The sequence below is a fragment of the Streptomyces sp. NPDC020884 genome (assembly GCF_044333935.1).
GTDB lineage: Bacteria > Actinomycetota > Actinomycetes > Streptomycetales > Streptomycetaceae > Streptomyces.
This window is the reverse complement of sequence record NZ_JBIRRY010000008.1, coordinates 415,136-427,421: the sequence shown is the minus strand read 5'-3', so window position 1 is coordinate 427,421 and position 12,286 is coordinate 415,136. Positions and strand designations below refer to the sequence as shown.

General features: G+C 73.1%; 16 protein-coding genes. 13 read left to right on the top strand and 3 right to left on the bottom strand.

The window, feature by feature from the left end:
* Positions 1–61: 61 nt before the first annotated feature.
* The 8 genes from ACH4UK_RS25560 to ACH4UK_RS25525 all read left to right on the top strand — a co-directional run bounded on the left by ACH4UK_RS25560 (position 62) and on the right by ACH4UK_RS25525 (position 7,566).
* Positions 62–1,096 (top strand): segregation and condensation protein A, encoded by a 1,035-nt coding sequence (locus ACH4UK_RS25560; RefSeq protein ID WP_398359895.1) that lies wholly within the window; start codon positions 62–64, stop codon positions 1,094–1,096.
* On the top strand, positions 1,093–1,758 hold the full coding sequence (gene scpB / locus ACH4UK_RS25555) for an SMC-Scp complex subunit ScpB (RefSeq protein WP_398359893.1): 666 nt from the start codon (positions 1,093–1,095) through the stop codon (positions 1,756–1,758). The genes ACH4UK_RS25560 and scpB overlap by 4 nt, the downstream gene beginning before the upstream one ends.
* Positions 1,758–3,128 (top strand): pseudouridine synthase, encoded by a 1,371-nt coding sequence (locus ACH4UK_RS25550; protein ID WP_398359891.1) that lies wholly within the window; start codon positions 1,758–1,760, stop codon positions 3,126–3,128. The genes scpB and ACH4UK_RS25550 overlap by 1 nt, the downstream gene beginning before the upstream one ends.
* A gap of 130 nt (positions 3,129–3,258) precedes the next feature.
* Positions 3,259–3,915 carry a nicotinamide riboside transporter PnuC gene (gene pnuC, locus ACH4UK_RS25545; protein ID WP_398359889.1) on the top strand — a complete coding sequence of 219 codons (657 nt, stop codon included), beginning with the start codon at positions 3,259–3,261 and terminating at the stop codon, positions 3,913–3,915.
* Positions 3,912–4,991, top strand: a complete 1,080-nt coding sequence (locus ACH4UK_RS25540) for an AAA family ATPase (protein WP_398359887.1) — start codon at positions 3,912–3,914, stop codon at positions 4,989–4,991. Before pnuC ends, ACH4UK_RS25540 begins: the two co-directional genes overlap by 4 nt.
* Complete coding sequence (locus ACH4UK_RS25535; protein WP_398359886.1) at positions 4,988–5,746, top strand: NUDIX hydrolase; 759 nt, start codon at positions 4,988–4,990, stop codon at positions 5,744–5,746. The genes ACH4UK_RS25540 and ACH4UK_RS25535 overlap by 4 nt, the downstream gene beginning before the upstream one ends.
* Positions 5,743–6,768, top strand: coding sequence for an ADP-ribosylglycohydrolase family protein (locus tag ACH4UK_RS25530; RefSeq protein ID WP_398359885.1), 1,026 nt, complete (start codon positions 5,743–5,745; stop codon positions 6,766–6,768). Before ACH4UK_RS25535 ends, ACH4UK_RS25530 begins: the two co-directional genes overlap by 4 nt.
* Positions 6,769–6,771: 3 nt before the next feature.
* Complete coding sequence (locus ACH4UK_RS25525) at positions 6,772–7,566, top strand: DNA polymerase beta superfamily protein (RefSeq protein WP_398359883.1); 795 nt, start codon at positions 6,772–6,774, stop codon at positions 7,564–7,566.
* Here ACH4UK_RS25525 and ACH4UK_RS25520 read toward each other — a convergent pair.
* Positions 7,557–7,712, bottom strand: coding sequence for a DUF6131 family protein (locus ACH4UK_RS25520; RefSeq protein ID WP_398359881.1), 156 nt, complete (start codon positions 7,710–7,712; stop codon positions 7,557–7,559). The genes ACH4UK_RS25525 and ACH4UK_RS25520 overlap by 10 nt on opposite strands.
* 141 nt (positions 7,713–7,853) lie before the next feature.
* Here ACH4UK_RS25520 and ACH4UK_RS25515 point away from each other — a divergent pair, with 141 nt between their 5' ends.
* Entirely contained in the window at positions 7,854–8,297 is a 444-nt protein-coding gene (locus ACH4UK_RS25515) for an SRPBCC family protein (RefSeq protein ID WP_398359879.1), read from the top strand.
* On the opposite strand, the gene ACH4UK_RS25510 is transcribed toward ACH4UK_RS25515, so the two are convergent.
* Together ACH4UK_RS25510 and ACH4UK_RS25505 are read right to left on the bottom strand one after the other, a co-directional pair.
* Positions 8,263–9,006, bottom strand: coding sequence for a DNA polymerase beta superfamily protein (locus tag ACH4UK_RS25510; RefSeq protein WP_398359877.1), 744 nt, complete (start codon positions 9,004–9,006; stop codon positions 8,263–8,265). The genes ACH4UK_RS25515 and ACH4UK_RS25510 overlap by 35 nt on opposite strands.
* A gap of 73 nt (positions 9,007–9,079) precedes the next feature.
* Positions 9,080–9,523 carry a Rieske (2Fe-2S) protein gene (locus ACH4UK_RS25505; protein ID WP_398359875.1) on the bottom strand — a complete coding sequence of 148 codons (444 nt, stop codon included), beginning with the start codon at positions 9,521–9,523 and terminating at the stop codon, positions 9,080–9,082.
* Between the two features lie 174 nt (positions 9,524–9,697).
* Between ACH4UK_RS25505 and ACH4UK_RS25500 the strand changes: the two genes are divergently transcribed.
* The 4 genes from ACH4UK_RS25500 to ACH4UK_RS25485 all read left to right on the top strand — a co-directional run bounded on the left by ACH4UK_RS25500 (position 9,698) and on the right by ACH4UK_RS25485 (position 12,218).
* Positions 9,698–10,060, top strand: a complete 363-nt coding sequence (locus tag ACH4UK_RS25500) for a DUF1304 domain-containing protein (RefSeq protein ID WP_398359873.1) — start codon at positions 9,698–9,700, stop codon at positions 10,058–10,060.
* A gap of 5 nt (positions 10,061–10,065) precedes the next feature.
* A complete protein-coding gene (locus tag ACH4UK_RS25495) occupies positions 10,066–10,695 on the top strand; it encodes a TetR/AcrR family transcriptional regulator (protein ID WP_398359871.1) in 630 nt (209 codons plus the stop codon).
* Positions 10,696–10,773: 78 nt separating this feature from the next.
* Positions 10,774–11,136 (top strand): chorismate mutase, encoded by a 363-nt coding sequence (aroH, locus tag ACH4UK_RS25490; protein WP_398359869.1) that lies wholly within the window; start codon positions 10,774–10,776, stop codon positions 11,134–11,136.
* The gene (locus ACH4UK_RS25485; protein ID WP_398359868.1) at positions 11,133–12,218 is read left to right on the top strand and encodes a prephenate dehydrogenase; all 1,086 of its coding nucleotides are present in this window, start codon (positions 11,133–11,135) and stop codon (positions 12,216–12,218) included. The genes aroH and ACH4UK_RS25485 overlap by 4 nt, the downstream gene beginning before the upstream one ends.
* Positions 12,219–12,286 lie beyond the last annotated feature (68 nt).

Genomic DNA, 12,286 nt, shown 5'->3' with positions numbered 1-12,286 from the left:
CCCCGCAGGACCCGCCGGCCGGCGGGACCCGTCCGCGCCGCCGCCCCACCCCTGGACCACCATGCCCACGCCCGACGACCCCGCCGCCCCGCGCCGCCGTGCCCTGGGGCGGGGGCCGGGGGCGGCAGCGGCGCCCGCGGAGGCGGCTCCGGAGCCCGCGGCGCAGCCGGAAGCACCTCCGGAGCCGGCGGCCGAGCCCGTCCCTGAGGCCGTTCCCGTACCGGAGGCCGATCCGGAACCGGAAGCAGCTCCGGAGCCGGTGGTCGAGCCCGACTCCGAGGACAGGCGCTTCACGGTCCGGCTGGTGAACTTCGAGGGCCCCTTCGACCTCCTCCTCCAGCTGATCTCCAAGCACAAGCTGGACGTGACCGAGGTCGCACTCTCCAAGGTCACCGACGAGTTCATGGCGTACATCCGCGCCATGGGCCCCGACTGGGACCTCGACCAGACCACCGAGTTCCTCGTCGTCGCCGCCACCCTGCTCGATCTCAAGGCGGCCCGGCTGCTGCCCGCGGCCGAGGTCGAGGACGAGGCGGACCTGGCGCTCCTGGAGGCGCGGGACCTGCTCTTCGCGCGGCTCCTCCAGTACCGCGCGTACAAGAGGATCGCCGAGATCTTCCAGGGCCGCCTGGAGGCCGAGGCCCGCCGCCACCCCCGTACCGTCGGGCTGGAGGACCAGCACGCCGAGCTGCTGCCCGAGGTGGTCATCAGCATCGGGCCCGAGGGCTTCGCGAAGCTCGCGGTGAAGGCGATGCTGCCCAAGCCCAGGCCCCAGGTGTACGTCGACCACATCCACGCCCCGCTGGTCAGCGTCCGGGAGCAGGCGGGTCTCGTGGTGGAGCGGCTGCGCGCGGCCGGGACGGCGATGAGCTTTCGAACGCTGACCGAGGACGCGCCGGACACGCTGACCGTGGTGGCCCGCTTCCTGGCCCTGCTGGAGCTGTACCGCGAGAAGGCCGTCACGCTCGACCAGGACGAGGCGCTGGGGGACCTGCTCGTGACCTGGTGCGGCGGGGCGGCGGCGGAGCCGGCGGTGACGGACGAGTTCGACCCCGAGCTCGGCGGAGCGGCCGAGGAGGAGGACGTACGGAAATGAGCGAGCAGCCCACGCAGCACGACGGCGGACCGGACGGGAGCGCGGTCGCCGCGCTCGATCTGAAGCCCGCCCTCGAGGCGGTCCTCATGGTCGTCGACGAGCCCGCCACCGTCGACCAGCTCGCCAAGGTGCTCCAGCGGCCCCGCCGGGCCGTGGCGGACGCGCTGCGGGAGCTGGCCGACGAGTACGCCGTGCAGCGCCGGGGCTTCGACCTGCGGTTCGTCGCGGGAGGCTGGCGCTTCTTCACCCGCCCGGAGTACGCGGCGGCGGTCGAGGGCTTCGTCCTGGACGGCCAGCACGCCCGGCTCACCCAGGCCGCGCTGGAGACCCTGGCGGTGGTCGCGTACCGGCAGCCGGTGAGCCGCTCACGGGTCTCGGCGGTGCGCGGAGTGAACTGCGACGGCGTCATGCGGACCCTCCTCCAGAGGGGCCTGGTGGCGGAGGCGGGCGCGGAACCCGAAACAGGTGCGATCCTGTACAGGACGACGAACTACTTTCTGGAGCGAATGGGCCTGCGCGGCCTGGACGAGCTCCCGGAGCTCGCGCCCTTCCTCCCGGAGGCGGACGCGATCGAGGCTGAGACGCTAGAGGGTGTGCCGTCGTTCGATCCGGACGCACCGGACACCCCGGATACTCACGCAGACGACAAGACGGAATTTTGATGCGAAGCAGTGGCAGGAACAGCGGAAGCGGCAGCGGCGGGAGCGGCCGGAGCAGCGGCGGCGGCGACCGGAACTCCCGGAGCGGTGGCGGCGCGGGCAGCGGCGGCCGCAGCGGCGGCGGGTCCTTCCGCCAGGGCCAGGGCGGCGGCCCGAGCGGACGCGGCGGCCAGGGTGGCCGTCCCGGCTCCCAGGGCGGCGGCCAGGGCGGTCGTTCCGGCGGTCAGAGCGGCGGCGGACGCGGCGGCAGCGGCCAGGGCGGTCGTCCCGGCGGCCAGGCCGGCCGTCCGGGCGGCCAGGGCGGCCGTCCCGGCTCCCAGGACGGGCGTACGAGCTACCAGGGCGGGCGCGAGGAAGAGCAGCGCCCCCGCCGTCCCCGCCCGGAGGAGCGCCGCTACGACGTGGGCAACGACGCCCCCGGCGCCCGAGCCGAGCAGGAAGGCCCCCGCAAGGGCCGCGGCTCGGCGGCGCGCGGCGGCGCCAAGGGCGGCCCGAAGCCCGCACAGGGCGGCGGTGGTCGCACCGGCGGTTTCCGCCGCGCCGCCCCCTCGCGTCCCCGTGAGCTCGACGCCAAGATCGAGCAGCGCAACCGTGACCGGTATGCGAACAAGCCCGAGATCAACCTCCCCAAGACCCACCCGGGCGCCGAGCAGGAGGGCGAGCGGCTGCAGAAGGTCCTCGCCCGTGCCGGCATGGGCTCGCGCCGGGCGTGCGAGGAGCTGATCGAGCAGTCCCGCGTCGAGGTCAACGGCGAGATCGTCGTCGAGCAGGGCATGCGCGTCGATGTGCACCAGGACGAGATCAAGGTCGACGGCCTCACGGTCGCCGCCCAGTCGTATCTCTTCTTCGCGCTGAACAAGCCCGCCGGGGTCGTCTCCTCGATGGAGGACCCCGACGGCCGTCAGTGCCTCGGCGACTACGTGACCAACCGCGAGACGCGGCTGTTCCACGTCGGCCGCCTCGACACCGAGACGGAGGGCATCATCATGCTCACCAACCACGGTGAGCTGGCCCACCGCCTCACGCACCCGAAGTACGGCGTGAAGAAGACCTACCTGGCCGCCGTCCAGGGCCCGCTGCCGCGCGACCTCGGCAAGCGGCTCAAGGACGGCATCCAGCTGGAGGACGGCTACGCCCGCGCCGACCACTTCCGCGTCGTCGAGAACACCGGCAAGAACTACCTGGTCGAGGTGACCCTCCACGAGGGCCGCAAGCACATCGTGCGCCGGATGCTGGCCGAGGCCGGCTTCCCGGTCGAGCGCCTCGTGCGGACGTCCTTCGGGCCGATCCCGCTGGGCGACCAGAAGTCCGGCTGGCTGCGCCGCCTGACCAACACCGAGGTCGGCATGCTGATGCGCGAGGTCGGCCTCTAGCCGCACCCGCACCCGTACGAAGGCCCGCGGCCGGTATCTGTTCCGTTTTTTCGAACAGGACCGGCCGCGGGCCTTTCGCCGTCCCTCTCCGGCCTTTATAGTCAGAGTGACTATTAAGAAGGAGGTGGGCGTGAGTCTCGCGGACATACTCGATCCCCTGCAACAGCCCCTGGTGACGGTCCTGGACACCCCGGTCAGCTGGACCGAGGTGCTGGGCTTCGGCAGCGGGGCGCTGTGCGTCTGGCTCGTGGCCCGCCAGCACCTCGCCAACTGGCCGATCGGCATCGCCAACAACCTCTTCTTCATCCTGCTGTTCGCCCAGTCCGGTCTGTACGCCGACGCCGGCCTCCAGATCGTCTTCATCACCCTCGCCGCGTACGGCTGGTGGACCTGGACCCACGGGGGTGGACCAGGGACCTCGGTCCTGCCGGTGCGCAGAACGACCCGCACCGAATGGACCTGGCTGCTCGCGGTGGGGGCGGTGGGGACGCTCGCGATCACCCTGCTGCTCTCCCGGGCCACCGACTCCACCGTCCCCTTCTGGGACGCGCTGACGACCTCCCTGTCGCTGATGGCGACGTACGGGCAGTGCAGGAAGCGCCTGGAGTCCTGGTGGCTGTGGATCGCCGCCGACGTGGTCTACATCCCGCTGTACGCGCACAAGGGGCTGTATCTGACCTCGCTGCTGTACGTCGGGTTCCTCGCGCTCTGCCTGGTCGGACTGCGCAGCTGGCACCGCGACCTGACCGCACGCGACGCGCGTACGCCGGAGGTGGCCGCCGCGTGAAGCGCTACGGACACGGTCTGGTCCTCGGCAAGTTCTACCCGCCGCACGCCGGCCACCACCACCTCGTCGAGACCGCCCGGGACCGCTGCGAACGGCTGACCGTGCTGGTCTGCGCCGCCTCCGTGGAGTCGGTCCCGCTCGCCGACCGCGTCGCCTGGATGCGCGAGATACACCCGGACGTCACGGTGGTCGGCGCGCTCGACGACACGCCCATGGACGTGCGGGACCCGGCCGTCTGGGACGCGCACATGGCCGTCTTCACGGCCGCCGTGCCCGAGCGGGTGGACGCGGTCTTCACCTCGGAGGCGTACGGGGAGGAACTGGGCCGCCGCTTCGGCGCGGACTCCGTCCTCGTCGACCCCGACCGCACCCTCTTCCCGGTCTCCGGCACCGCCGTGCGCAAGGACCCGGTCGGCTGCTGGGACTTCCTCCGGCCCCCGGTGAGGGCCGCGCTCGCCCGCCGGATCGTCGTCCTCGGCGCGGAGTCCACCGGCACCACCACGCTCGCGCGGGCGCTGGCCGACCACTACCGCGCACGCGGCGGAGTGTGGGCGCGGACGGCGTACGTCGCCGAGTACGGCCGCGAGCACAGCGAACACAAGCTCGCGTCCCTGCGCGAACGGTGGCCCGGGGCCGCCTGGGAGGACGTCACCTTCACCACCGACGACTTCCCGCTCATCGCGAAGACCCAGAACGACCGGGAGGAGGTCGCCGCACGCGCCGGCTCCCCGGTGCTCGTCTGCGACACCGACTCCTTCGCCACCACTGTCTGGCACGAGCGGTACGTCGGCGGCCGCAACCCGCTCGTCGAGGAGATCGCCGACCGCACCGCCCACCACCTGTGGCTCCTCACCGACCACGAGGGCGTCGCCTTCGAGGACGACGGACTGCGCGACGGCGAGGAGCTGCGCCCCTGGATGACCGACCGCTTCCGCGCCGAACTCACCCGCACCGGACGGCGGTTCGTCGAGATGACCGGACCGCCCGAGGCGCGGCTCGCCGCCGCCGTCGCCGCCGTCGACGAACTCCTCGCCACCGGCTGGGACTTCGCCGCACCCCTCCCGGAGAAACGATGAGCACCCCCGCGGGCTACGACCCGCACGCCTACGCCCCGTTCGCGGTCACCGTCGACCTCGCGGTCTTCACCGTCCGCGAGGCCCGCCTGCACGTGCTGCTCGTCGAACGGGGCCAGGAGCCCTTCCGTGGCCGGTGGGCGCTGCCCGGCGGCTTCCTGCTGCCCCGCGAGTCCGCCGGGGACGCCGCCCGCCGCGAACTCGCCGAGGAGACCGGCCTGGGCCCCGGCACCGCCGACGCCCTCCACCTCGAACAGCTGCGTACCTACACCGACCCGGACCGCGACCCGAGGATGCGGGTGGTCTCCGTCGCGTACGCCGCGCTCCTGCCGGACCTGCCCGAACCGCGCGGCGGCGGCGACGCGGCGAGCGCCCGGTGGTGGGACGCGGGCTCCGCCGGTCCGCTGGCCTTCGACCACGACCGGATCCTCGCCGACGCCCACGACCGGATCGGCGCCAAGCTCGAGTACAGCTGCCTGGCCACCGCGTTCTGCCCCGCCGAGTTCACCCTCGGCGAGCTTCAGCAGGTCTACGAGACGGTCTGGGGCGTCGAGCTGGACCGCCCCAACTTCCGGCGCAAGGTCCTGAACGCGCCCGGCTTCGTCCAGGCCGTCGAAGGCCCGCCGCGCCGCACCGGCGGCCGGGGCAAACCGGCCGCCCTCTACCGGGCGGGCGACGCCACCGCCCTGCACCCGCCGCTCCTGCGCCCGCCGCAGCCCGGCGCTCCCCACTCCGCACCGGAAGGACGCGACACATGACCATCGCCACCCCGCCCCTCACCAAACAGGCGGCCACCGGCGTGCTGACCGGGCTCGCGCTCGGCGACGCGCTGGGCTTCCCCACCGAGTTCAACGACGTGCCCGCCATCCTGGCCAAGTTCGGCCCCTGGCGGCAGCTGCCCCTGCTGACGCCCGCCGTCGTCTCCGACGACACCCAGATGACGATCGCGCTGGGCCGGGGCATCCGCACGGCCATGGACAGCGGACTGCTCACTCCGGAGCGGCTGGTGGACCCGGTGCGCAGGGAGTTCGTCGCCTGGTACCACTCGCCCGACAACAACCGGGCCCCCGGCAACACCTGCCTCACCGCCTGCCGTCTGCTCGAGACCGGCCCGGTCTGGCAGGAGGCCAGCCAGACGCACTCCAAGGGCTGCGGCGCCAACATGCGGGTCGCCCCCGTCGGCCTCGTCCCCGGCCTGAGCGAGGAGCAGCGCGCCGGGGCCGCCCAGCTCCAGGCCGCCCTCACCCACGGCCACCCCACCGCCCTGGCCGCCTCCGACCTGCTGGCCCGTGCGGTGTTCCTGCTCGCCCAGGGCGCCGAACCGCTCGGTCTGGTCGGACAGTTGCGCAGCTACGCCTACGAGAACCGGGGCCGCTACCACACCCGCTGGCTCGGCGACCTCTGGCGCCGCGCCGGCGACGCCACACCGCAGTCGTACATCCAGCGCGGCTGGGACGAGTGCCTGAGCGCGCTGGCGGCCGTCCAGGACGCCCTGCGCGCGCCGTCGCCGGAGACCGACCCGTGCGAGCGGACCGGGGACGGCTGGGTCGCCGAGGAGGCCCTCGCCTCCGCCCTGCACTGCTTCCTGCTGTTTCCAGAGGAGCCCGTCACCGCCCTGCGCCGGGCCGCCTGCACCCGGGGCGACTCCGACTCGATCGCCTGCCTGACCGGAGCGCTGGCGGGGGCGCACCTGGGCGCGGCCGCCTGGCCCAAGGAGTGGTCCGAGCGCATCGAGTACCGCAGCGACCTGCTGTCCCTCGCGGCACTCTGGGACGCTTGATCCATGACTGCCGCCACCGACGATCCGCTGACGAGAGCGGGGCTGCCGGTCACCGACCTGCGCCCCGACCTCTCGAACGCCCCCGGCCCGCTGGCCTTCGCCACGGTCTCCGGCGCCCATCTGTACGGCTTCCCCTCCCGGGACTCGGACGTGGACCTGCGGGGGGTCCACGTCCTGCCCGCCGAGGACCTGGTCGGGCTGCACGAGCCGGAGGAGACCCGCACCCGGATGTGGGAGCGCGACGGGGTCGAGCTGGACCTCGTCACCCACGATCTGCGCAAGTTCGTCCGCCTGATGCTCCGGCCGAACGGCTACGTCCTGGAACAGCTGCTGTCCCCGCTGGTGGTGCACACGAGCGCGCTCCACACGGAGCTGACCGCGCTTGCCCCGGGCGTCCTCACCCGCAACCACGCCCACCACTACCGGGGCTTCGCCGGTACGCAGTGGCGGCTGTACGGGAACACCGGCGAACTGAAGCCGCTGCTCTACACCTTCCGGGCGCTGCTCACCGGCATCCACCTGATGCGCTCCGGAGAGGTGCGGGCCCATCTGCCCACCTTGCTCACCGAGGCCGCTGCCCCCGCGTACCTGCCGGACCTGATCGCCGCCAAGGCCGACGCCGAGCACGGCGCGGCGACGGGCCTGGACGCGGAGAAGGTGGGCCAGGACGTGACGGAACTCCACCGCGTCCTGGACGAGGCGCAGACCCGCTCCCGGCTGCCGGACGCGGTGACCGTCCTGGAGGACCTGCACGACCTCGTCGTACGCGCCAGGCTTGCCCGGGGCGACTACCAGTAGTGACGCCTGCCGCCGACCGCGTGCCCGACGGCCCCCAGGACCCACAGCACGGCCCCCGCGACCAGGAGGATGATCCCGATGGTCCAGAGGATGGAAAGGCCGGCCAGCAGGCCGATCACCAGGAGAATGATGCCGAGGACGATCATGAGATCCTCCAAACGATCCCGACTGACTCGATTATGCGCCTTGTTGCACCGTTTTGTCGGGTGAGGGCTCCTCGCGTGGGCGGCCCGTGACCGGGTACGAGAGGGCGACCGTGTTCCCGTCCGAAGGTCTGGTGGTTGTCCATGTCCTCCTCGCTCGTCGAGACCGTCGACATCAAGGCTCCCGTGGCCGTCACGTGGGCCCTGTGGAGCGATGTCACCCAGTGGCCGAGGTTCCTGAGCCACGTCCAGATCGTCGAACCGCTCGACGAGCGGCGCTTCGCCTGGCAGCTTTCGCTGCCCGGCGCGGACAAGCGTTTCGTCGCGGAACTCACCGAGGTGGTCACCGAGGACCGCATCGCCTGGAGGACGACCGAGGGAGTCCACCACGCCGGAGTGGTCACCTTCCACCGGCTCGACGACACGTCGAGCCGCGTCGCCCTGCAGATCGAGTACGACCCGCAGGGATTCATCGAGCACCTCGGGGCGCTGACCAACCTCGACTCCGCACTGGCCAACTACGACCTGGGCGAGTTCCAGAAGCTGGCCGAGCTCACGGCCGCGTCCGGTGGTCCCCGGACGGTGTGAGCCGACTCGGTCCCCAAGCGCGCTGCGCCGAGGCCCGCCGGGTCCGGACGAGGAAGTCCTCCACCGCCGCCCGGTCGGGGCCCGGAGGCAGCGGGGAGCGGGTCACCGCTGCGTCGTTCTCCTCGCCGAGGCGGTTCATCCGGCGTTCCACCTCCGGCCAGGCCACTTCGCCCCGCTTCACCGCGAGCAGTTCCTCCCGGGCCTCGCCGACGTCGATGCGCAGCTCGCCCGTGCGCAGCAGGTCGCGGCTGCTCGCCAGCAGCCGCAGCAGATGCATCGCGTGCTTCCAGCGCGGCGCCCCGTGGACGCGTACGTCCGCCTCCAGCTTCCTGCGCTGACCCAGGGCGTACCGGACGAACGTGCCGTGCGCGAGCCGCGACAGGAACGCCCCGCGCAGCGCGAGCAGTTCGCGGCCGGTGCCGTCCACGGTCTCCACCAGCGGGGAGTGCAGGCACTCCAGCACGTTCGGGTTGGCCCGCAGCGCCAGCTCGCAGAAGCGTTCCAGCTCCCAGGAGAACTGCTCCGGCGCGGGGCCCTCGACATGCGTCGGGGGCTTCGCGAAGCGCCAGAACAGCGGGGTGGGCGCGAGGAACACCCCGCGCCGGTCCGTGTCGCTGTCCTCGGTGGCCAGCCCGAACGCGCGCGAGCCCATCACACAGGCGTAGACCGTGTGGTCGCGTACGAGCGCCTCGTCGGCAGCGGTGATCATGGCCGCGAGGCTACCGGTCCGGGTTCCGGTCCCGGTGGTGTTTTCCGGGCCGGCCACGGTCCTGGTCCAGGTCTCAGGCCAGCCTGATCACTCCCCCTGAGACGCTGATCCGCTCGGGCGGCAGCGGCCGGGTCGCCGGGCCCGTCTCGACCGCCGCGTCCGTGATGCTGAACCTGCTGCCGTGGCAGGGGCAGTCGATGGTGCCGTCGCGCACCGTCGAGACGAGACAGCTCGCATGGGTGCAGACGGCGGAGAACGCCCTGAACCGGCCCTCCTCCGGCTGGGTCACCACCACCTTGCGCTCCTTGAAGACGGTGCCGCCGCCGACCGGGATGTCCCCGGTCCTGGCCAGCTCCACGCCGGCCGAGGCGTCCGGCGAGGCTCCGTCCGACGCGGTCGGGGCGCCGCTCGCGTCCCCTTCCCCCTCACCGCCTCCGCCGGACGATCCGCAGCCGGTGGCCAGGGCGGCGGCACTCGCCGCACCCGCGGCCAGCACCGTCCTTCGCCGTGCGTTCATGGGCTCTCCTTCGTGTGGCAGGGGTGGAGCGGCGAATGCAGGCCATCGTCGCGGCGGTGGGCCTCCGGGCGAAGCAACCGGGCGGACCGTGCGCCCGCCCGGGTGGCGGAAGGGGGCACTTCCCCTCGATTTCCTGTACAGTTGTCCAGGAAATCGACCAGGAGGCCCTTCGTCATGCATGTCGCAGCTCAGGTTCTGGTGGCGCTCGTCGCGGTCATCCATCTCTACTTCCTGGTCCTGGAGATGTTTCTCTGGGACACCGAACGCGGCCGCAAGGCCTTCGGCACGACCGCCGCCTTCTCCCGGGAGAGCGCCACGCTCGCCGCCAACCAGGGCCTCTACAACGGCTTCATGGCCGCCGGACTGATCTGGAGCCTCTTCGCGAGCGATCCCGTCTCCCACCAGACGCAGATCTTCTTCCTCGTCTGCCTGATCGTCGCCGGTGTCTACGGAGCGATCACCGTGAGCCGGAAGATCCTCTTCGTCCAGGCCGGGCCCGCCGCGCTCGCGCTCGCCCTCGTCCTCGTCGCGGGCTGAGGCCGGTGGTCCCCGCGGTCACGGACGGCAGCGGCGACCCGCGCACCGCGCGTACCCGGGCCAGACTCCGCGCCGCCCTGCTCGCCGCCTGCGAGGAGCGGCCGCTCGACCGGGTCAGCGTCTCGCAGGTGGTCCGGGGGGCCGGGATCGGCCGGGCCACGTTCTACCTCCACTACGACGACCTGCACGCTCTCGCCGTGGACGCCTGCGCCGAGATCGTCACCCGGGCGGTCGAGGCCCTGCACGCCTGGGACGGTGCGCCCCCGGGACCGCACGATCCACCGGCCCCGCTCGGCGCCCTGCTCGCGGAGATCGGGGCCCGCGCGCCCGTCTACCGCAGCCTGCTGCGGGAGGGCGGCGGCGGGCCGCTCGGCGAACTGCTGCACGCCGAGCTCCGGCAGCGCAGCCTCGACGAGCTGCGCGCCCGCCGCCCGGGAGACCCCGGCCAGGACCTCATCACCGCGAGCGCCGTCGCCGGGCTCTTCACCGGAGTCCTCGCCGACTGGGTGCACGGGCGGACCGCAGCCGCCCCCGACCTGCTCGCCGCCCGGATCTGGCGGATGCTCCTGGCCGTGCACGCCACCGCCCGTCTCACGGACGGAACACCGCGATCAGGTCCGCCGCGGCCGATCTAGGCTGAGGCGAGCAGCCGGCCGCGCCACCGAGCGCCGGGCCGGCGACGCGGACGCGGACGAGCAGCGAGGGAGTACGACGTGGCGGTACGAGCGGTCCGGGGCGCCGTCCAGCTGGACCGGGACGAGGCCGGGCACATGGACCAGCGGGTCGGTGAGCTGCTGACAACCGTCCTGGAACGCAACGAGCTCGTCGCCGACGACCTGATCAGCATCTGGTTCACCGCCACCCCCGACCTGCGCAGCGACTTCCCGGCCGCCGCCGCCCGCGGCCTCGGGATCGTCGACGTACCCCTGATCTGTGCCCAGGAACTGGACATCGACGGGGCCATGCCCCGGGTCGTCCGTATCCTCGTGCACGTCGAGACCTACCTCCCGCGCGCCGAGATCAGCCACGTCTACCTCGGCGCCACCGCCGCCCTGCGCAAGGACATCGCCCAGTGAGAACTGCCCTCGTCATCGGTACCGGGCTCGTCGGCACCTCCGCCGCCCTCGCGCTGGCCGGCCGCGGCGTCCACGTGCACCTCGTCGACCACGACCCCGCCTCCGCCCGCACCGCCGCCGCGCTCGGCGCCGGTACGGACGAGGCGCCGGAGGGCCGCGTCGACCTGGCGATCGTCGCCGTGCCGCCCGCGCTCACCGCCTCCGTCCTCGCCGGGGCCCTGCGCGACGGGGCGGCCCGCGGCTACCTCGACGTCGCCAGCGTCAAGGGCGGTCCGCGCCGCGAGCTGGAGGCGCTCGGCCTGGACCTCACCTCCTACATCGGCACGCATCCGATGGCCGGCAAGGAGCGCTCCGGTCCGCTCGCCGCCACCGCCGATCTCTTCGAGGGCCGCCCCTGGGTCCTCACCCCGACCCGGGACACCGACACCGAGGTGCTCAACCTCGCGCTGGAGCTGGTCGCCCTGTGCCGGGCCGTTCCCGTCGTCATGGACGCCGACGCCCACGACCGGGCCGTCGCCCTCGTCTCGCACACCCCGCAGCTGATCTCCTCGATGGTCGCCGCGCGCCTGGAGGAGGCCGACGAGACCGCCGTACGGCTGTGCGGACAGGGCATCCGCGACGTCACCCGGATCGCCGCATCCGACCCCCGGATGTGGGTGGAGATCCTCTCCGCCAACCCCGGCCCGGTCGCCGACGTCCTCGCCGGGGTCGCCGCCGACCTGGAGGAGACCGTGACCGCGCTGCGCGGCCTGCACTCCGCCGACGAGGAGAAGCGGCGCGCGGGCACCGACGCCATCGAGGACGTCCTGCGCCGCGGCAACGCGGGCCGCGTCCGGGTCCCCGGCAAGCACGGGGCCGCCCCCGCCGCCTACGAGACCGTGGCCGTCCTCATCGGCGACAAGCCGGGTGAGCTGGCCGCGATCTTCGCCGACGCCGGCCGGGCCGGGGTCAACATCGAGGACGTCCGCATCGAGCACGCCACCGGCCAGCAGGCGGGCCTGGTCCAGATCATGGTCGAGCCCAGCGCCGCCCCGGTCCTCGGCGTGGCCCTCCAGGAACGCGGCTGGTCGATCCGCGGCTGACCCCGCGCACACGACGGGAGAGCCCGGCCACCCCCGCCCGGGTGTCCGGCCTCCCCGTACGGGGTACA